A 20,174-nucleotide genomic window follows, 5' to 3' on the forward strand; every position below is an offset into this window, starting at 1 on the left:
GTTCATCCCTCTTTCTGTGTTGAATATTCACCGTCCAGACGTCTATACGTCAGCGCTCCGCTTGGACATGTGTCAATCTGCCTTGCAATTGTCTCCGCAGTGTCAGCATCGGGATTAATCCAAGGCCGCTGGCTTAAATCAAAAACACCAGGCAGGCCCTTAACGCAATAACCGGAATGAGTGCATACCTCCGAATTAAACATTACCTCGATATCTTTACCGTAGTATAACTTCTGCTTAGTCAGCCATTTTCACATCTTTCACTTTTGAGTTTGTTTAAAGACCAAGATCCATTCTTCGAAAGCTGTCAGAAATCTTTGCAAATGGCGAAGTGTTGATTCGTCGTCTAATTCTCCGGTGGTTTCATTCAGTTTCTCGTGAACGCTGCCGATGAGAACCTTCGGACCCGGCATCGTGTAGGCATTCATGGCAAGCAATGTTTGTCTCACCTGGGCTTGGGACTGCGCTGTCCCCCCACCGCCCGGAGTAGCACCTGCTATTGCAAAAGGTTTTTCTATCAGCACTGAGCTTTTACCCGGACGTGAAGCCCAGTCCAAGGCATTTTTCAGAACGCCCGGGATTCCCATGTTGTATTCAGGGGTGACAATCAGTACACCGTCAGCTATTCGAATGCTTTCTTTAAATTCGACAACCGGCTGGGGATCGCCTTGGCTCTCGATGTCCGAATTGAAAAGTGGAATCGTCGATAAGTCCACGTGATGAATCTCCCAATGCTTTGGCGCAAGCTCTTCCATAGCCTTCAACACTCTTCTATTGAAGGAACCTTCACGAAGACTTCCACATATGGCAGTGATGGTGAGTTTGTTTTCGCTCATTCTAACGCTTCCCTTCTCTTGGTATCATCTACTCGAAATTCAGCATCTACGCATTAGAATCTAGTGGGTATGTTCTTATAATATCGTTAAAGAACCTGCTAGTAAATGTGTACAAATAATGTACAACTATATTAATTAAACTTGCGATTTTTATATTTTAGGATTGGTTGTGACTACAGAGAATGTTTGGACTTCCGGCCGCTGTTAGGTTTGAATTTTCTTGAATATAACTGCTTATCGCAGTAGAAATCCAAACCTAGCTTATGCTTCCGAAGCGAGCTTTCCTGCGGAAAGCTTTCAGGCGGACGCTACCGCTCCTCCAGCTCCAAAATTCCCCTCCGCCACTTTCCCCTTATTGTATATTTTTAAGTTCAATTCTATATAGAATGTTTTGTTTTGATTGTTTTCCAGATTCTATTTCATTATTTAACTATCCTTATCAAATAGCTATTTAAGTTTGGTTTAAGTATTCTGCGTTAAGCTTTGTCTAAATCAAGCAATACCTTTTTCTAAAAAAATAATCTCAACTGATAATACGAGGAGTGTTCAATAATGAAAACCAACAAGATCAAAAGCATAAGCGCCGTTACTTTAGCCGCATTACTAGCCATATCCATCGCAGGGTGCTCTAAGGCAGAGGTCAGCAGCGAGGTCGCAGTTGCAGCTACGCAAACAACAAGTCAGGCTGTAGCGTCAAGCGCACCGTCAGCAGATTCGACCGCATCATCAAGCGCAACGTCAACCACGTCAACCACGGAAGCTTTTGCTACCGACACAGCCGAATTATTCAGTGACCGGGATTTGGAACAGTCAGCGGATCTTACTGGGGCAACACAAATGAAATTGGTAAGCAACCAGGATGTCACAGTGAGTGAGGAAGGTGTCTATGTTTTAAGCGGTGATGTAGAAAATGTAACGGTGACGGTTGATGCTGCTGCCGAGGATGCAAAGGTTCAAATCGTTCTGGATGGTGTCAGTATCACGAATAATGATTCACCTGCCATTTATGTGAAAGCAGCGGATAAAGTATTCGTTACATCCACGGACAGTGAGAACCACATGGAGGTTACCGGAAGTTATGTGGCGGATGGGGATACCAATCTGGATGCGGTTATTTTCTCGAAAGCTGATATCACCCTGAATGGAACCGGAACCTTAGATATTGTATCGGCTCAAGGCAACGGGATCTCTTCCAAGGATGATCTCAAAATCACTGGAGGCGTGTATACCATTCAGTCAGCAGCGGACGCAATAGAGGCCAATGATGCCATTCTGATCAACGACGGAACGATTACAATCGATACAGATAAGGATGCCCTGCATAGTGAAAATGCTGATGATGCGGCTCTTGGGAATATCTACATTGAAGGCGGCACATTAAATATCAACGCGGCCGACGATGCCATCACGGCAAACAACCTTGTGCAAATCGATGGAGGCACTATTGATATTAAGACTTCTGTAGAAGGCATCGAGGCAAATCATATCATCGTGAATGACGGCCAGATCACATTGTATGCGAGTGATGACGGTATCAACGCCACACCAAAGGTCAATGAGGATGCGTCGATTGTAGTCAATGGCGGTACGATTAAAGTTAGTATGGGTAGTGGTGATACGGATGCCTTTGATGCTAACGGTGATATCGCTATTAATGGAGGAACTATTAACGTAGAAGCCACTTCCGCCTTTGATGCGGATGGTACAGCTCAATTAAACGGCGGGACTGTCACAGTCAATGGCGAACAAATCACTGAAATCACGGAATCACGCGGCGGTGGAGGCCGGGGTGGAATGGGCGGCGGTGGAGGAATGGGTCATTAAAATGAAACGCCCGGGAGATCCTTATGAACAGGGTCTCCCGGGCGTTTTTGCTGCTCTTAGTTCTTATGCACTTTTTTTCGTGTGAATTACGAATTCCGTGCCTTCTTTACGTTTCTTTGCATATTCGGCTGTGGCTGTGAAGAGTAGGTCAGAAGATGAATTAAGGGCCGTTTCACAAGAGTCCTGGAGCACACCAATGATAAAACCTACACCAACGACCTGCATCGCTACATCATTCGGAATGCCGAAGATGCTGCATGCCAGAGGAATCAATAAGAGCGAACCGCCGGCAACACCGGAGGCACCTGCAGCAGCTACAGCCGATAAGATGCTTAGGATCAGCGCCGTACCAAAATCCACCTCAATGCCAACAGTATGGACAGCAGCGAGCGTCAATACGGAAATCGTAATCGCTGCCCCCGCCATATTAATCGTAGCCCCTAATGGAATGGACACCGAATACGTATCTTTATCCAGCTTCATTTCTTCACATAAGCTCATGTTGACTGGAATGTTAGCAGCTGAGCTGCGGGTGAAGAATGCGGTAATCCCGCTTTCCTTCAGGCAATGAAGGACAAGCGGATAAGGATTTCGGCGAATATTCAGATAGACGATCAACGGATTAACCACAAGCGCCATAAATAGCATACATCCAACTAGAACGAGCAGCAGTTTGCCGTAATCCTGCAAAGATGAAAGCCCGTTGGCTGTAATGGAATCAAAAACAAGTCCCATGATGCCCAGTGGTGCCAAGTTGATCACCCATTTGACGATTTGTGAGACGGCATCCGAGAAATTACTAAGCATATTTTTTGTGCTATCCTTGGCATTCTTCAAAGCCATTCCTAGAAGGATAGCCCAAGTGAGGATCCCGATATAATTAGCATTCATAAGGGCGCTTACCGGATTGTCGGCAACCTTAAACAGCAACGACTTAAGCACTTCTACAATCCCATCTGGCGGAGTCAGGTCATTCGCTCCCGTTACCAGGGACAAGGTCACTGGAAATACAAAACTGGCAACAACCGCAAGCAACCCCGCTAAAAATGTACTTAAACCATAAAGGGCAAGAATGGACTTCATATTTGTCTGGTGGCCTTTTTTATGCTGTGAGATAGCTGTCATTACTAAGAGCAGGACCAATACGGGGGCAACGGCCTTTAAGGCGGATACAAACAAGGAGCCGAAAATGGCAATCCCTGTTGCTTGTGGAATCGCTAAAGCCAGGACAATACCCACTATGATCCCAATAAATATTCGTTTTACTAGGCTGACTTGGTTCCACTTGAGCAATAATGCGTTCATGTATTCCCTCCGGTATCAATATGAAAATATAATTCAGCCTAGTTGCTTTACTATGTTGATGCATAGCTGCTTTACTATGTTAAGGCGACTATATTTAGCCTAGTTTATCATGAAACTTACCGGTTGTGTGAGAGTGGAAATAACTGTGCGTAATTATTCACTAGTGGCCAGGTCTTTTACTCATGTGATATTAATAAGAACTCCGATGTTTACCGAAATATAGGTGTAGTCATATTACTTAAGGTTTCTCTCTGACAAGCATGATCTGCAGAGAAAGATGGGGGGGGCAATATTGTCATTAGCATCTATTTTTTCTTTGGTTTTTTTTATTGCGTTTGCTATCTATTTCATTTTGGGAATATACACGCTATCCATCAACGCTAGAAACACTTTAAATAGGGTCTTTTCAGCAGTATTTCTATCTGTTTCAGTATGGGCATTTTGTTTTTCTATTTCTAATTCAGCGCCGGACTATGAAACTGCTATCTTTTGGCGCAGACTGACTTCGCTCGGTTGGGGAACCATTTACAGCCTACTGCTGCATTCTTGTCTCATTCTGACGGAGAGAAATAAAATTCTAAAAACCAAATGGATTTATGTGCTACTGTACCTGCCCGTGGTGGTGAACGTTTTTGTGTTTGGTTATAGTGATACCGCCAGGGGACATTACAAGCTTGTGAATACTGCAATGGGTTGGGCTAATGTTTCAGCGAACGACTGGGCGAATGTATATTTCAACCTGTATTACGTTAGTTTTATCCTTGGGGTATTGCTGCTGCTCTGGGCTTGGGGGAGAAAGACGGAAGACCCTTTAAAGAAAAAACTGGCTTATTTGTTTATATCCTCATGTACCATAGCTACGATATTGGCAACCCTGACAGATGTGATTATAAATGCATATACATCATATAAAGTCATCCAAGTGGCACCTATTATTCTACTTTTGCCTACAACCGCGATTTTCTATGCAATTAAACGTTATGGACTAATGGGAATGGAAAAAAGCGACCGGGCTGAACCGGGGAAAATATTGAGTGAAGTCAACATGGACAGATTTATAAAAATCATGTCCTTCGTGTACATCATAGGTGGGATGCTGAATTTCGCCGCACAGTATTTTTTCAATCAGAAAGCCCCCCATTTCCACGCTGTTTTATTATTCAGTTTTTTCTTTTTTGCGATAGGGGCGTTATTGACGATTATTAAATTTCTGCCCATTAAGGCGGATTATAAAGAATACATCTTCATTCTTATTATGTTAGCGTCCATCCTTCTGATCGCGGTCAACTTTATTGATTCTGCAAGTATTACCGTATGGGCAGCGCCTTTTATTATTGTGATGCTCTCCGTTCTTTTCAACAAGCGGCTGATGATCCTGTGGATAGGCATTGCAATTCTGACTACGCAAATCTACATTTGGGCGAAAATACCGAAAACAATGGTGCAGGTGGATGGGTCGGATTATCTTGCCCGGATTGGGATCTTAGGTATCACCCTCTGGCTGGCCTATTTTGTCAACCGGGTATACCTCCAGCGTCTTGAGGAAAATGAAGCGCAAATCAGGTTTCAGAAAATGGTTTCTCATATTTCCGGTGATTTTGTTAAGGTTACCGAATCCAACCTGGATGAGAAAATCTATGAACTGTTAGAGCTTAGCGGAAGGCACTTTCAGGTAGACCGGACTTTTTTCGTTCGATTAACCGAACATCAAAAGGTGTTTGAATGGTGCGATGAAGGCGTTGAATCCGCGATGGACATGATTCCTAAGCTGACCCGCGATACATTCCCGTGGTGGATGAACGAGATGTTAAACAGTGACCTGGTAAATGTAATAGACGTGGAGATGCTGCCGCCAGAAGCCGAAGCGGAAATTGAAACGTTTAAGTCTCATCAGATGAAGTCGCTGATCTCCATTACGGTAAGAAATAAAGGGAGAATTATGGGGATTCTGTTCTTCGCATCCGTCAAAGCGGTGAAATCCTTGGGGGAAAATCATCAGAAGCTGCTGAGAATCCTGGCCAACTTATTGACAGATGCGCTTGTAAAAGTGGAGGCTGAGAAGGAAATCCGCTACATGGCGTATTATGACGCTTTGACAGGGTTTCCTAACCATGCCATGTTTAAAAATCAGCTGGAACAGGCGATCCATTCAGCCAGAGGAACCGGCAATCTCATTGGTGTGCTTTTCATAGATTTGGATGCTTTCAAATCCGTTAATGACACCATAGGCCACCTGGGTGGAGACGAGATGCTGCAACAAGTGGCAGTCAGGTTATCTAGGTGTTTGCGGGAACATGATATGGTGTCACGTTTTGGCGGGGATGAATTTTTGATCAAGCTCACTGGAATAGACCGGGTGGAGGACATTAAGAGGATTGCCGGAACAATGATGAGGTCGATCACTCAGCCCGTGATGGTCAAAGACCAGGAATTTTTCATTACCGCCAGTGCAGGGATTGCAGTATATCCAACAGACGGCGAAACTACAGAGGAATTAATTAAAAATGCCGATCTGGCGATGTACGCTTCGAAGGAAAAGGGAAAGAACCAGTACACCTTATGCTCACCAGCGATGAAAGAAGAGGTGCTCCAAAAAACGCAACTGACAAACAGTCTGTACAGGGCACTGGAAAGAAATGAGTTCGTGCTGCACTACCAGCCGCAAGTGAGTGTTTCAACCCAAGAAATCGTGGGGCTTGAGGCCTTGATCCGTTGGAATAACCCGGAGTTAGGAATGATTTCACCGGCGACCTTCATCCCCCTGGCAGAGCAGACCGGGCTGATTATCCCGATTGGCCAGTGGGTTCTCGAGACCGCTTGCCGGCAGATTAAGGAGTGGCAGGTAATGGGGCTGCCGCCCATCCGCATGGCAGTGAACCTATCGCTTGTACAGTTCCAGGAGCGGAATCTGCTTAGCCTTGTTGGCGGCATCCTAAATGAAACGGGCCTCGAAGCGAAATATCTTGAACTAGAAATCACTGAAAGTGCTGCAGCTGACGGGGAAGACGATATTGTCCATGTGCTTCATGAGCTGAAGGAGCTGGGAGTATCCCTTTCAATTGATGATTTCGGGTCCGGATATTCTTCCTTAAGCCGGTTAAAGACATTGCCTGTAGACCGGATCAAAATTGACATGCAGTTTGTACGCGGTATTTCCACAGGGAACAAGGATGAAGCCATAGCCAAGACGATCATTCAGCTGGCCAAAAACTTAGAGCTTCAGGTCATTGCCGAAGGGGTTGAAACCGCATCCCAGGTTGAGTTCTTTAACACCTATAAATGCGATGAGATCCAAGGGTACTACTTCTATAAACCAATGCCAGCGTCAGAGGTAGAAGGGATTTTTTAAAGTGAATATGGAAGTGTGGTTGCGGAGAATCAATGCAGCTATTGAAAAGGATTTTGTATTAAGTCCTGCTTAAACTCCTCCCACCAAGCGGCATTGTTATCAACTTCTTCATAGATGTGCATGGCTGCCGGATTGAGGCACAATCCGTCAGTGCCTTGGTTCAGCCAATACATGCCGACGCTCACCATCTCTTCCCGGACTTTGGGATTATCAAAGTTTAAGTCAGGCATAGAATCAATAAACAAGCTGTAGTAAAAGTCTCCGGAACCAGGATACGTTTCATACCATACCTGTTGTCCCCAGGGTCCTTTTTCATTCAGGTCGGTGTTCGAGTCAGCCCAGATATAATAATCCCGGTACGGGCTGTTTTTATCCTTAGATGCTTCCTGAAACCAAGCATGTTGGCTGCTGGTGTGGTTAAGAGCAAGATCAATAGTCACTTTCATCTCTCCCCCTTTGGGATTTGTGGAATATACAGCAAACGGGTTGAAGCCGAAACGCTCCAGCCCGTTTACTGTTCTTATCCGGCAATGACCGTAAATCTTATTACTGAATTTTTACTTTGTGGTTTTCGTTTACAGGGATTTTGACATACAGAACGTGCTCTCCCGAATCGAAGTAATAACCACGTTCCTGTTTGTTCAATTCTTCTGCATTGCCGGCTTTGGCATATTTGTTATCAGCCGCTTGCACTTTCTTCGGTTCCTCGGCGTTGTGCAGTTTAAGCGTGTAGGACTTAATATCGGATGTATAGTTTTGCGTCTTTTTGTCCTGCTCGAACTCGATGCGGTTATCTTTCTCCTCCACATGGAAATCTGTAACATTGTATTCGCCTTGTTTGTAATCCAACGTTTCAGCATCGTCCTCGTAGAAGCTGTAGCTGGCTTTATCGTTCAGGTAAACGTCAAGAATCAGGTTTTCCAGCTTCTTCTCATCCGTATACTGCTCTACTTCCTGACGAGGAATAATGGAGTTGTTTTTTACAAAGATAGGCAGCATTCCAAGATCAGCTTTTACTGTAATGGCCTGGTTACCGTCATACTCTTTTCCTGTCCAGTAATCCACCCATGTCTCGCCTGCCGGCAGATACACTTCACGGCTCGTTTGACCTTCTTGTACGACAGGTGCAAGCATGAGCGAATCACCGAACATGTACTGATCTTCAATGTTATAGGTTTTCGCATCGTCCTGGAACTGGTAAACAAGCGGTTGCTGAACCGGTTGGCCATTATCGGCCGATTTCTTGAATTGATTGTACAAGTACGGCATCAGCTCATAACGCATCGAAATGTATTTCCGGCTGATATCCTCAACTTCTTTGCCGAATTCCCAAGGTTCCTGTCCGCTTCCGAGTCCTGATTTTGCGCTATTGTCATAGTGGTCGCGGGCAAACGGCAGGAAGGCACCGACCTCGATCCATCTCGCGAACAGCTCAGGCGTCGGAACATTGCCCGGCGATTTGGCAAAGCCGCCGATATCATTTCCGACAAACGGAACTCCGGACAATCCGACGTTTGCGTTCATCGGAATCGACATTTGCAAATGCTCCCAGTTACTTACATTGTCCCCTGTCCAAAGTGCAGCATAACGCTGTGTTCCTGCGTACATGTCGCGGGTTAATACGAACGGACGGGTATTCGGTTTATGCTGCAGAGCACCGTTATAAGTCGCTTCCGCCTCATCGTGTCCGTAAAGATTGTGGTATTCCGTGTGCAATACCTTTTTACCGTTGTCATCTTCAAATACAGTGTCAAGCGGCATGGTATGGAATGGCCCATCAAAAACAGCAGGCTCGTTCATGTCATTCCAGATGCCGTCCACCCCTTGATTATAGAGAGTAGCCAGATTGTCAGACCACCAATCGCGGACATCCTTCTTCAGGAAATTCGGAAAAGCGGATTTTCCCGGCCACACTTCACCGATGAAAGTAGAACCGTCCGGATTTTTCGCCCAATAGTCATTTTTGGTTCCTTCTTGATACACACTATAGTTCTCGTCCTGCTTGACAGCCGGATCATTGATCGTAATCGCGTGAAACCCCTCACCCTTCAGTGTCTGAAGTGCTTGCTTGTACTGATCGTTCCAGGTGAACACGCGGTAGCCATCCATGTAGTCGATATCAAAATGCATCGTATCGAGCGGAATTTGCTTTTCACGGTATTTATTGGCCACACTCACCAGCTCTTCCGGTGTATAGCCCCATTTACTTTGATGGAATCCCAGCGACCACATTGGAGGCGTTTCTGATTTTCCCGTAAGCTCGGTATATGTATCGATGACATCACCGATTTCCGGGCCATTGATGAAGTAATAGGTCAGCGTGCCGCCGTTGGCGTAGAAATAGTAGTAGTCGTCTTTTTCGCTGGCCATTTCGTAGTAAGAGCGATACGTATTATCGAAGAAAATACCGTATGCCTTTTTATCTTTCAGTCCTATGAAGAATGGAATAGAGGTATAAAGATATTTTGTATCCTTGTTATAGGAATAGGCGTCCGTATTCCACATGCCAAGACTTTTGCCTCGCTTGTTCAGCCCGCCGGATTGCTCACCGAATCCATAGAAGTTTTCAGTCGTATCCGTTTTCTTGAATACATAAGGCTTGCCGTTCTCATAGCCTACACCTTGTGCCGCATCTTCGTTAATGACATTACCCTGCTTGTCCAAAAACTTGACGCCGAACGGGCTTTTATTAATTTTCACTGTGATTTCATTAGTGGATAGAGTGTAATCCTTATCTGTTTCTGTTGTTTTAAACTCAGGTGTAGTCCAATTCTTCTTGGCAATTCCATGGGACTCGTATTCCGCTTCACCGTTCTTCACTACCGAGATTTTCGCCATGTCCTCTGTGAAGAGTCTGATATAGCCCTGATAGTCTCCTAAGTTCAGTTTTACGCCGTTTTCCAATGCTTCTAACGATTGTACGGATAATGGCTTAAGATTCTGTTTGTCTAGCGGAGTATCCGCTTCAGGCTGCGTTTCCGCAAAAGCCACGTTGACCGGAAGCACTGCCGTGACTGTTCCTGTCAGCAGACCCAGGCATATAGCAGTTTGTCCCAGTTTTTTTGACATGCTCAAAGTCCTTAACTTTTTACGCATAGATTTCTCTCCCATTCCGAATTAGTTTAGTAAGCAGACATCCTTTTCCTAAAGCGAAAACTCCGGATTCCGGTGCCCTCTACAAAGTTAGCAAGTAAAAACGGCATGAACAATGGGGATAACCTCCTACGGGATGAACGAACAAGTCAATATACTTAATAGAAAGCGTTTCCTAAATAATGCTTCAACCTAAGCTAAACCAGCGCCGGGCATAGATTTGCGCTTAAACAGGTTATTTTTTTGGCGACTTCGCCTGTTGTCAAATCATTACCAATAATATGGATATATATGGTTAAGTATGGTTCTATGGGGCTATAGGATAGCTCTTTAACAAAGCTCAGCGCCAAGAAGTCAACCTTTTTTATTGTTGCATTTCGCAAAATAGCACACTTCAGTTGGTGGTTTTTGGAGTATTTAATATTTTTTATAAAGTCGGATGTTGATTTTCCGGATTTTAGGTAAAAAACAGGAGGGTGCAATATTTTATGCGATTATGAAAATATAGGACACCTCACGGTTTGGGAGCGATTACATAGTGGATAATGTTAAAAATCTATAGATAGGAGTGAGAGTGAATGAGAACTAGCAGGATGATACGAACGGCCGCGGCCCTTGTAATCTGTACAGCTATTTGGACAACATCGGCCTGTGAGAAGGTTTCTGACAAAGTCTCTGGCCCTCAAAAAGTGGATGTTCAAATGCACAGAGGCTCCCTGCTTGAGGAGCTGTCTACGGATAAAGCGGCTTATAAACCCGGAGAGAGCGTCCAGTTTCACTTAAAATTAAAGAAGCCCGTTTCCGGCGGAGTGTTCCATATTCGTTATCTGCATATGGAACGGATTGTGGAGGAAGCGAGGCTGAAAACGAAAGGAAATCAGCTGACTTGGAGCTGGAATCCCCCCGAGGATGAAGGAAGAGGGTATATGGCCGAAGTGTTCTATGAGCAAAACGGCAAGACAGCCGATCAAATGAATATTGCTGTTGACGTCTCCTCTGAATGGGGCAAGTTCCCCCGTTACGGATATTTAGCCGATTTCCCTGCCATAAATCAGGGCGAGATGTCCCGAGTAATCGAACGACTAAACCGGTTCCATATCAATGGTATCCAGTTCTATGATTGGCAATATAAGCATCAACAGCCTATCCCCTTCGAAGACGGCAAGCCTTTGGCGGAATGGAAAGACATTGCTAACCGTCCTGTGGCATTCGAAACGGTGAAAGGCTATATCGACTTGTCGCACAAACGTGGCATGAAAGCCATGAACTACAATTTGCTCTTTGGGGCCTATGCGGATGGGGAAAAGGAAGGTCTGAAGAAGGAATGGGGCTTATACAAGGATCCAACGCACGCTGAGCAGGATAAACACCCTCTTCCGAAAGAATGGGCAAGCGATATTTATATGTATGATCCCTCTAATCCGGAATGGCAGAACTACCTGATCGACCAGGAACTCAAGACGTTCGAGGCTCTGCCTTTTGACGGTTGGCATGTGGACCAGTTGGGAGACCGGGGCGCGCTTTGGACCTATGATGGCAAAAGCATCAACCTGGCTGAGACTTATCCTGCTTTCCTGAACACAGCCAAAGCGAGGCTTAATGTGGATTATGTGATGAACGCAGTCGGACAATTTGGTCAGGAAATTATTGCGCGTGAAGCTCCCGTCAAGTTTCTCTACACCGAGGTATGGGGGAATCATCCGGGTTATCAGAATTTGAAAGAAGTGATTGAAGAAAATTCGAAATACAGCGGGAACCGGCTAAACACGGTATTAGCCGCTTATATGAATTATCATTTATCCGACTCACCGGGAAAGTTCAACACGCCGGGGATTCTGCTGACGGATGCGGTGATTTTCGCCTCTGGAGGATCTCATCTGGAGCTTGGGGAGAACATGCTGGCCAAAGAATATTTTCCTCATAAGAATCTAAGTCTGTCTCCGGATTTGGAAAAACAGCTGATCCATTATTACGATTTTCTGGTAGCTTATCAGAATCTGCTGCGGGATCACACGGAAGCTTCCATACTGAGAGCCGAAGGAATGGGAGAACTTGCCGTTTCGGATCAAGCTGAGCAAGGTAAAGTATGGTCCTTCACTAAAAGGAAGGATGGGAAAGACATATTTCATTTCATCAATTTCACAGATGCTTCTACTATGGAATGGAATGACAGCAACGGAAAGCAGACAGAGCCGGCAGAGAGGCGGAATGTTGCCGTTTCTGTGAAAATGGAGAAACCGGTTGCCAAAGTGTGGTTCGCTTCCCCTGATTATAACCAGGGCTCACCCCAATCTCTAGCGTTCTCGCAGCGGGACGGTGTATTGACATGGGAGCTGCCCAAGCTGAAATATTGGGACATGGCGGTTGTCGAGTATAAGGAATAGACGGCTCTTTTTCCTGTAATTAACATTGGTAATGAGTCTTTCATCTTGTACACTCTTAGGAAGAAATGAAATAGGAGGCACTATGTTTCACAAATACAGAATATCAAATCGCTTCACCACCAAAATTATTCTGGTCCTCCTGCTCGTGATTTTAATCCCGACCATATTTACCAGCGGGTCCTTCTACTGGGTGGCCGACTCCATCCTGAAGAAAAACGTACGGGAATCCACCCTTCAAATCGCCGAACAAACGGCAGAGTCGCTCTCTTTTATTCTAAACGTGGGAGTAGATGCCTCCGATTTTATTTCCAGCGATCCAAACATTCAACGCGCTGCGATGCAAGTTAACAGCAGTCCGTCGTACGAAGAGAACTGGAACTTTCAATATATTAATACTTTGCTGAATAACTATGTCTATTCTAATTCTTTCATCAAAATCGTTTATTTATTGAAGGAGGAGGGAAGAGGGTGGGGCAGCGGCACCTTTTCCGACTCCGGACTTAAGCAGTTGCGTCTGTCAGATCTGGAATGGGTGAAGGAAGCCAAAAGAAAAGACGGAGAGCTGGTTTGGCAGGGCCTTCAGTACGACCATTTCAGCGGAGGCGGCGTCAATACGGATCTGGTTTTGCCTGTTGGAAGAGTGCTGAAGGATTTTAATACCATGCGGAACATCGGGCTGGTGCAGGTTCATTTGGACGGGCAGTCGATTCTGAATACGATCCGGCAGCCGGAGCTCGGAGTTACGGGAAAGTTTTTCGTTGTGGATTCCAGAGGGAGAGTCATGATCGATTCCAATCTCGAAATGATCAACCAGAAGGTGAATAATCCCGACTTGTATCAAAGGATTGTGGGCGATGATGCAGTGGAATTTGAGTTTGTCATGAACGGCATACCTTATTACGGGGTTAAGCAGCTGCTGAGCAACGGTTGGATGATTGTAGGGACAGTACCGGTTGATGAAATCAGCGGACAGCTGGAACGCCTCCAGACCTGGATATTATTATCTTCTGCAGTTTTCTCCATGATTGCTATCGGTATCGGGCTGTTCATTGCCGGATGGGTGACCAAACCCGTAAAACAACTAACCCAAAGTATGCTGCACGTTCAACAAGGAGACCTAAACGTAAGGGCAGTCATTCGAACCTCTGATGAAATCGGCTTTTTGAGCAAGCAGTTTAACATCATGCTGCATGAAATCGGGAATTTAATGCAGCAGGTGGAGGATGAACAAAGCGAAAAGCATCATGCAGAGCTTCGGGCTGTCATGCACCGGGTACATCCCCATTTCCTTTATAATACGCTTAGCACGCTGCGGTGGCTTATTGATTCCGGCCAGAACGGCCGTGCATCTCAAGTTTTGCTCGCTCTAAACCATCTGCTGGAGGCTAACATGGGCAAAAGCGGGAGTATGATCACGGTGGAAGAGGAACTGGATATTATCCGGAAGTACCTGATCATTTTGGAGCTTCGTTATGAAAAAACCTTTGGTCTGAACCTGGACGTTGAGCCGGGTACGGAGAAGTTTATGATCCCCCGCATGCTGCTGCAGCAATTGGTGGAAAATTCCATATTTCATGGGATCGTACCGAAAAATGCGGGCGGACGGATCTCGATAAGAATTCGGATGTGTGGAGGAGACTTGGAATTTGTAGTGGAAGATGATGGTTTAGGCATTGGGGATGAAAAGCTGAAAGCATTGAACAACCCGGGGACTGCTATTGAAAATGGAGAAGTTGGTATCGGTCTGCGCCATATTTATGACACGTTGCGGCTTTATTACGCCCGAAATTGGGAATGGTCTATTGTAAGCGGATTTGACCAAGGAACCACTGTACGCATTTTGTTAAGAAAATTTGAAGAATCGGCATCTGAGAATTAGCAGACAGGGGGAGACCATGTATAGAGTTCTTATTGTAGATGACGAGCCTGTTATCCGCAATGGTATCAGTGCATTTATCGATTGGGATAAGGAAGGGATGACGGTTGAAGACCATTACGCTAACGGTGTGGAGGCATTGTCTGCTTTAGAAAGTCTTTCCTTCGATATTCTGATCACAGATATCAAAATGCCTTTGCTGAACGGCATTCAACTGATGAAGCAGGCACTGGCACTTTGTCCTTGGCTAAAGGTGATCCTGATCAGCAATTATAGTGACTTTGAATACGTAAAAGAAGGACTTAAGCTAGGCGCCGTTGATTATTTATTAAAGCTGACCTTGAAGCGGGAAGACCTTCTTGCCGTCCTTCACCGTAGTATTTCCATGCTGGAGGAGGAAAGGAGAAAGGATTCCGAACTTAATCATTACCAGCAGGGGGCGCTCTATCTGGACCGAAAGCGTGTCGAACAGGAAATCAAAAGATACATCGCCCAAGAGCAGACCTTTCCCGAATCAACCGTTTGGGCTCCGGCATGGCTGGAAGAATCCTATGTCTGTGTTCATCTTATGCTGGATGCTGCTGAGGAGTGGAGAGAAAATTACGGATATTTGTATGTGCAGCTGTTGCTAGAGGAACTGCAGGAAGGGTTCTATGAACAGATGAGGGAAGGAAGCGCACTGCTGGTGGCTGAAAGCAGCCTGTTTCTCATCTTCCCGGATCTCGAAGGGGAGGTTGAAGAACAGCTCGACCAGTGGAAGCGGCTGCTCGAAGCCAAATGGGGAATTTCAACTTCATTGGGTTTCGCCCAGGAGCAAGGAGTGCGCAGAATACTTAAGGGATATGCCGAGAGCAGATTGGCTTGCCAAAGACGATTTTTTGAAGGGCTTGGCGGCTTGTACCGATGGGGCGGATCGGAAGTCAATCATGTTCAAACGTTAACAGATACAGAAGCAAATCATGATTGGACACCCTTCTTTGAGATGATTCATAAGGGTGATCCGGCTTCATTCGCAATTGATTTTGCGCTTGAACGCTGGAAGAGCGGGATCTTGAGACCGGAACAAGTACAGCTGGAGGCGTGCAGCCTCCTTGCAGGTGCTTATCAGTCAAATGCTGACGCAGGACCCCTGCTCTCTGAACGGTACGAAATGCTTCGCAAGACAGAGACATTGGAACAACTGGCGTCATTCATGATTTGTGAGCTCGAGGAGATGGGGAAGTCCTTTGTTCCTAAATTGTCCGGCAACGGTTACGGCGGGCAGCTGATTACTAAGGCGCTGGAATATATAGCTGCTCATTATACCGAGAACTTGACGCTCCAATGCGTAGCGGATACCGTTCATCTCAGCAAAAGTTACTTCAGCCTTTTATTCAAAAAACAAACCGACATGAACTTTATCGATTACCTGATCGAGCTGCGGATTCGGGAAGCGAAGCGGCTGCTTGCGCAAAATGACAATCGGATTTACGATGTGGCCGGAGCCGCGGGATTTAAAGATGTAAAATATTTCAGCAAGGTGTTCAAAAAAATAACAGGACTTACTCCGGTAGAATATAGGGAAAACATGAAATGACTGTTCTCGCACACCGATTAAGGGAGGAGGATTACAGATGGGCATCCGGTGGATATCCTTTTTACTGACTCTAGCGTTAACGGCCGGGTGCGGGAGTCCGTCCGTGATCTCGGATCCGAATCATGTTCAAACGCTCCACGAAAATGATAAAACGGTTATTACCTTCTGGCATACCTACAACGATGCAGAAACCCGGCTGTTAGTGCAGGAATTGATTCCGGATTTTGAACGCAAGAACCCGGACATTCGGGTCGATTACATTAACTTAGCCAACAATAATGAATTAAAGTACAGTCTTATTGCGCGGGCCTCCTCCAACCGTGGTCCGGATGTGGTACGAATGGACATCGCTTGGGTGCCAGAGTTTTCACATCTGGGGCTCCTTGAACCGTTAACCGGGTTCCCAGACTTCGAACTTCTTCACAATGTGTTTCATCGTAAGGCCATGAGCGTTGGATTGTATAAGAATCAGTACTATTCTCTGCCGCTCAATTTATACACCAAGTCGGCCATCTTTAACCGGGAGCTTCTGGAGCGGGCGGGATATTCAGAACCTCCACGCACCATGGATGAAGTTCTAGAGCTTGCTCTTGAGCATCACTTCACGATTGGACTGGGGGGATTGGAAGCTTGGGATACACTTCCATACCTTTTCAGCCTTGGAGGCTCATTTATGGATGAGAATTTCACCAGGGCTTCCGGATATTTGAACAGCAAAGGTTCCATACGTGCAGTGGAAAAGCTGGCCAGTCTATATAAGGAAGACCTGATTCATCTTTCCTCGGTGCCCCTTAACGGCGATAACTGGAGGGAAGTTCGGAGCGGAAACATGATTTTAACGGATGAAGCACCGTGGTTCTACAGGTTGTTGAAAGATTCGGATATCAAACATGCTCTTAAGCAGACCTTACCTGTACCGTTTCCAAAGGGGAATGGCCCGTCTTCGATTATTGGCGGCGAAAATTTAGTCATTATGAAAGGCAGTAAACACCCTGCGGAGGCATGGGCTTTTATGAAATGGATGACGGGCAAGGAAGCACAGCTGATTATGGCACAGGCCGGGTTAATCCCGGCTAACAGGGAGGCGATAAAAGCTCTGAGTGTGAATAAAGATTCATATCTTTATCCCTATGTCGAAGCAATGGATGATACCTTTTTGAGGCCGGCTGTGAAGAACTGGAGCAAAATTGAAGAAGTGTACAGCTTTTACCTGCACAAAATATTTCTGGGTGACCTGTCCGTTAGGGATGGATTAGATCGTGCAGCCGCTGAAATAGACAAACTCTTGGAAGATTCAGATTGAGAGCCCGGCTCCTCTGAACTCCCTAGTGATCACCCGTGGCGATCTGCCACGGGTTTTTTTTACTGCAAGATCCTTAGAAAAATCCGCCCCGATCCTTTATACTAGTTAAAGTCACAACTTATCTAAGGAGCCCCGAACCCATTATGAATAAAAAAGAAGTAGCACACATACGCAAGCAGTTTAAGCTGGATCATGATTTGCTGAACCTATACGATATCCTTAACGTTTATATTATGAAGGACAGCAGCGAGGTTTATCATTGGGAGCGCCTGCCGTTTGGTATGGTGGACAGAGAGAAGCAGGAGCTCTATATGGGCAACTTCAAAAAATTGCTGACCGGCGAGCTTGACCATAAGCTGTTTGAGCTGAAGTTTCAGGAGGAAGCCGAGGAACCGACAAAGGTCATGCTTCACCAAGGCCTGGTGACAGGTGATCCGGAGGAATGGCAGGACCTGATGCTGATGCTGGTGGACAAGATGCTGGCCGATACCAAATATGAAAAGGATACAGTCATTACCTTTGTCCGCGGGCAATATCACCGGCCGACTAAGGCCAGAAATGATGAAGCGGAAGAGAGTGAGAAGAACGAGACCTTCGCGCATCAGTTTATCCTGTGCAGCGTGAATTCTACGGAACAGCAGCGTAAAAACCTCATGTTCGATTATGTGGAGCGGGAGTTCAAGTATAATGTTATCGTCGATCCCATTGTGAAGCTCAGCTCGCCGGAGCAGGGGTTCTTTTATCCGAGTGTGACGGACAACTATTCGGATGTGAACCGCATTCTATATTGCACGGGAAAATCTAATTTTCCGGACCCGCACTTTATTGAGCAGGTCTTGAATGCAGAAACTTCTGTAACTGCCCTGGAAGAGAGAGCCTATTTCGAGGATATCGTGAAGGAATTGGCAGGCGAACAGCTCGATACGACGACCATTGCCCAGGTATATGAGCAGATTCAGCAGGTCATCGAGGATGCCGCAGGGGAGGAAGAGCCGCCTACGCTGGATTTCAAGGATGTGGAACGCGTCCTGAAGGTGAGCGGCGTAGAGAACGTGACGGCAGAAAAAGTGGAGCTGGCCTTCGAAACGATCATTGATGACCGGAACTATGAAATGAAGGCAAGCAGCGTGATTCCGAAATTTACGACCAAGTCGATTAAGATCGAGACCAAGGTGGCAACCATTTCCGTCAGCCCACAGGATCTGCGGTATTTGAAGCAGGTGAATTATCAGGGGAAACGCTGCATCATGATCGAGGTGGACGAGGACGTTGTGATCGAGGGCTTTACGCTTAGTACGGAAATTTTGTAGTTAACCGACTCAGAAACAGCGTACAATGCAAAGAGAGCCGTGCGCTAACACAACTCTCCGTTTGCAACAGCCGCTTTTAAGGGCGGAGGCTTGAAATAGGGTTTAGGCAGCAATAGACCGTCTCCTTTGACCAGGGCGGTCTATTTCTTTTTGCGCCTCACACCCATCCCGTAAACTCCAAAATTGACGCCTTCGCCGATTGTGCTTCGGATTGTGCTCCTTTGCGCCATTCTTTGGGCGATGTCCCCATAAGCCGGGAGAAGCTGCGGTTGAAGCTGGAGATGGAATGAAAGCCTGCCTGCTCGGAAATCGAAAGGATGGAAGCGTCTGTGCTCTTGAGCTGCTTGCACGCTTCCTCAATCCGGGTGCTGCTCAGGAAATCGAGAGGTGCCGTACCCATGATTTCATGGAATTTTCTGCGGAAATGGGTGGTGCTTAAATGGCATAGCTCGGCCAGATAATCGATGGTGATGGGGGCCATATAGTTTTTGGTGATATACTCCAGCGCCGGAGAAATGACAAAATCCCCTTTAAGACTATGCTCTGTCTCTTGCTCTTGTTCAGTCAGCGCTTCATTGGTGGAATGGATTCTAAGGAGCTCTATATAGAGAGACAGCAATAGGCCGTAGGCACTTTCCTGATAGTATGGCTGCTGCTGCTTCAGCTCCTCTACGACCGAGGTGGCGAGATAATGGAGCTTGGGATACTGATCTTTGTTCAAAATACAGTTTTTCCCCTGAATCCGCCACAGGTTCGGCTCGAAGCTGTTGTAGGCGCTTTTGAGGGAAGGTTGAAACAGCTCCTCCGGCGAGAAAAAAAGATAAGACCACAGACTGGCGGTACCGTGCGAGCTGTAAGTGGTATGGGGAAGATATCTGGGAAGAACCGTGACATCTCCGGCTTTAAAAGGGACGGCTTCCCCTTTGATCTCCATAATGCCGCCGTCTGAATAACAAATGCCAATCTCCAAGTGGTTATGGAAATGCAGATGCTCGCTTTTGATGTCGGAAATCCTCCAGCGCTCCCCGCTTAACAGCAGGACGGGGAAGTTAATCGGCAGGCTGTAGTGGCGGTACTCGATGACGGGCTTCTTTTTTCTGGGCATATTCAGATGCTCCTGTTCCCATGACGAGAATTTGAGTTGATTATAAGTGAACGGTAGGTAAAATTCCAATTATATAGATTGTACTTAAACTTGAGATAAGGTAAAGGAGTGACGGAGGGGAATTTTGGAACTGTAGGAGCGTAGCGTCCGCCTTTGTCTTCGGATTTCAACCGCTAGTAGCGGTACAAATCAAGAAATCTGAAGACAACAGCG

The 20,174-nt window shown here is 46.1% G+C and carries 13 protein-coding genes and 1 pseudogene; 8 read left to right on the forward strand and 6 right to left on the reverse strand.

Annotated features, from left to right (window positions below; genetic code table 11):
- Positions 1-2: 2 nt before the first annotated feature.
- Positions 3-203 (reverse strand): (4Fe-4S)-binding protein, encoded by a 201-nt coding sequence (locus JRJ22_RS02930; protein WP_232381013.1) that lies wholly within the window; start codon positions 201-203, stop codon positions 3-5.
- A gap of 57 nt (positions 204-260) precedes the next feature.
- Positions 261-836, reverse strand: coding sequence for an NADPH-dependent FMN reductase (locus JRJ22_RS02935; RefSeq protein ID WP_206103162.1), 576 nt, complete (start codon positions 834-836; stop codon positions 261-263).
- A gap of 552 nt (positions 837-1,388) precedes the next feature.
- Between JRJ22_RS02935 and JRJ22_RS02940 the strand changes: the two genes are divergently transcribed.
- Positions 1,389-2,660 (forward strand): carbohydrate-binding domain-containing protein, encoded by a 1,272-nt coding sequence (locus JRJ22_RS02940; RefSeq protein ID WP_206103163.1) that lies wholly within the window; start codon positions 1,389-1,391, stop codon positions 2,658-2,660.
- 63 nt (positions 2,661-2,723) lie between these two features.
- On the opposite strand, the gene sstT is transcribed toward JRJ22_RS02940, so the two are convergent.
- Positions 2,724-3,965, reverse strand: coding sequence for a serine/threonine transporter SstT (sstT, locus tag JRJ22_RS02945; RefSeq protein WP_206103164.1), 1,242 nt, complete (start codon positions 3,963-3,965; stop codon positions 2,724-2,726).
- A gap of 277 nt (positions 3,966-4,242) precedes the next feature.
- Here sstT and JRJ22_RS29635 point away from each other — a divergent pair.
- A pseudogene (locus tag JRJ22_RS29635) lies at positions 4,243-4,944 on the forward strand (histidine kinase N-terminal 7TM domain-containing protein); the annotation flags it as partial.
- Positions 4,945-5,157: 213 nt separating this feature from the next.
- Positions 5,158-7,314: a putative bifunctional diguanylate cyclase/phosphodiesterase gene (locus tag JRJ22_RS02950; RefSeq protein ID WP_232381014.1), complete on the forward strand. Its 2,157-nt coding sequence runs from the start codon at positions 5,158-5,160 to the stop codon at positions 7,312-7,314.
- Between the two features lie 38 nt (positions 7,315-7,352).
- Here JRJ22_RS02950 and JRJ22_RS02955 read toward each other — a convergent pair whose 3' ends face one another.
- Positions 7,353-7,760, reverse strand: a complete 408-nt coding sequence (locus JRJ22_RS02955; protein WP_206103166.1) for an alpha-amylase family glycosyl hydrolase — start codon at positions 7,758-7,760, stop codon at positions 7,353-7,355.
- Positions 7,761-7,860: 100 nt separating this feature from the next.
- A complete protein-coding gene (locus JRJ22_RS02960; protein WP_232381015.1) occupies positions 7,861-10,383 on the reverse strand; it encodes a glycoside hydrolase family 31 protein in 2,523 nt (840 codons plus the stop codon).
- A gap of 725 nt (positions 10,384-11,108) precedes the next feature.
- Between JRJ22_RS02960 and JRJ22_RS02965 the strand changes: the two genes are divergently transcribed.
- From JRJ22_RS02965 to JRJ22_RS02985, 5 genes are all read left to right on the forward strand, one after another.
- Positions 11,109-12,791: a glycoside hydrolase family 66 protein gene (locus JRJ22_RS02965; RefSeq protein WP_206103167.1), complete on the forward strand. Its 1,683-nt coding sequence runs from the start codon at positions 11,109-11,111 to the stop codon at positions 12,789-12,791.
- Positions 12,792-12,873: 82 nt separating this feature from the next.
- Complete coding sequence (locus JRJ22_RS02970; protein ID WP_206103168.1) at positions 12,874-14,670, forward strand: cache domain-containing sensor histidine kinase; 1,797 nt, start codon at positions 12,874-12,876, stop codon at positions 14,668-14,670.
- 16 nt (positions 14,671-14,686) lie between these two features.
- Positions 14,687-16,243: a response regulator transcription factor gene (locus tag JRJ22_RS02975; protein WP_206103169.1), complete on the forward strand. Its 1,557-nt coding sequence runs from the start codon at positions 14,687-14,689 to the stop codon at positions 16,241-16,243.
- A gap of 37 nt (positions 16,244-16,280) precedes the next feature.
- Positions 16,281-17,546, forward strand: a complete 1,266-nt coding sequence (locus JRJ22_RS02980) for an extracellular solute-binding protein (RefSeq protein WP_206103170.1) — start codon at positions 16,281-16,283, stop codon at positions 17,544-17,546.
- A gap of 143 nt (positions 17,547-17,689) precedes the next feature.
- Positions 17,690-18,856 carry a DUF4317 domain-containing protein gene (locus tag JRJ22_RS02985; RefSeq protein WP_206103171.1) on the forward strand — a complete coding sequence of 389 codons (1,167 nt, stop codon included), beginning with the start codon at positions 17,690-17,692 and terminating at the stop codon, positions 18,854-18,856.
- A gap of 157 nt (positions 18,857-19,013) precedes the next feature.
- Here the strand turns inward: JRJ22_RS02985 and JRJ22_RS02990 are convergent, their stop codons facing one another.
- The gene (locus tag JRJ22_RS02990) at positions 19,014-19,961 is read right to left on the reverse strand and encodes a helix-turn-helix domain-containing protein (RefSeq protein WP_206103172.1); all 948 of its coding nucleotides are present in this window, start codon (positions 19,959-19,961) and stop codon (positions 19,014-19,016) included.
- Positions 19,962-20,174: the final 213 nt, after the last annotated feature.

Origin of the sequence: Paenibacillus tianjinensis, assembly GCF_017086365.1 — a bacterium.
Lineage (GTDB): Bacteria > Bacillota > Bacilli > Paenibacillales > Paenibacillaceae > Paenibacillus_AQ > Paenibacillus_AQ tianjinensis.

Excerpts from the sequence above, each read along its gene's own strand:
- JRJ22_RS02930 (WP_232381013.1), bottom strand. The coding sequence starts at position 203 with ATGTTTAATTCGGAGGTATGCACTCATTCCGGTTATTGCGTTAAGGGC.
- JRJ22_RS02935 (WP_206103162.1), bottom strand. The coding sequence starts at position 836 with ATGAGCGAAAACAAACTCACCATCACTGCCATATGTGGAAGTCTTCGT.
- JRJ22_RS02940 (WP_206103163.1), top strand. The coding sequence starts at position 1,389 with ATGAAAACCAACAAGATCAAAAGCATAAGCGCCGTTACTTTAGCCGCA.
- sstT (WP_206103164.1), bottom strand. The coding sequence starts at position 3,965 with ATGAACGCATTATTGCTCAAGTGGAACCAAGTCAGCCTAGTAAAACGA.
- JRJ22_RS02955 (WP_206103166.1), bottom strand. The coding sequence starts at position 7,760 with ATGAAAGTGACTATTGATCTTGCTCTTAACCACACCAGCAGCCAACAT.
- JRJ22_RS02960 (WP_232381015.1), bottom strand. The coding sequence starts at position 10,383 with ATGTCAAAAAAACTGGGACAAACTGCTATATGCCTGGGTCTGCTGACA.
- JRJ22_RS02965 (WP_206103167.1), top strand. The coding sequence starts at position 11,109 with ATGCACAGAGGCTCCCTGCTTGAGGAGCTGTCTACGGATAAAGCGGCT.
- JRJ22_RS02970 (WP_206103168.1), top strand. The coding sequence starts at position 12,874 with ATGTTTCACAAATACAGAATATCAAATCGCTTCACCACCAAAATTATT.
- JRJ22_RS02975 (WP_206103169.1), top strand. The coding sequence starts at position 14,687 with ATGTATAGAGTTCTTATTGTAGATGACGAGCCTGTTATCCGCAATGGT.
- JRJ22_RS02980 (WP_206103170.1), top strand. The coding sequence starts at position 16,281 with ATGGGCATCCGGTGGATATCCTTTTTACTGACTCTAGCGTTAACGGCC.
- JRJ22_RS02985 (WP_206103171.1), top strand. The coding sequence starts at position 17,690 with ATGAATAAAAAAGAAGTAGCACACATACGCAAGCAGTTTAAGCTGGAT.
- JRJ22_RS02990 (WP_206103172.1), bottom strand. The coding sequence starts at position 19,961 with ATGCCCAGAAAAAAGAAGCCCGTCATCGAGTACCGCCACTACAGCCTG.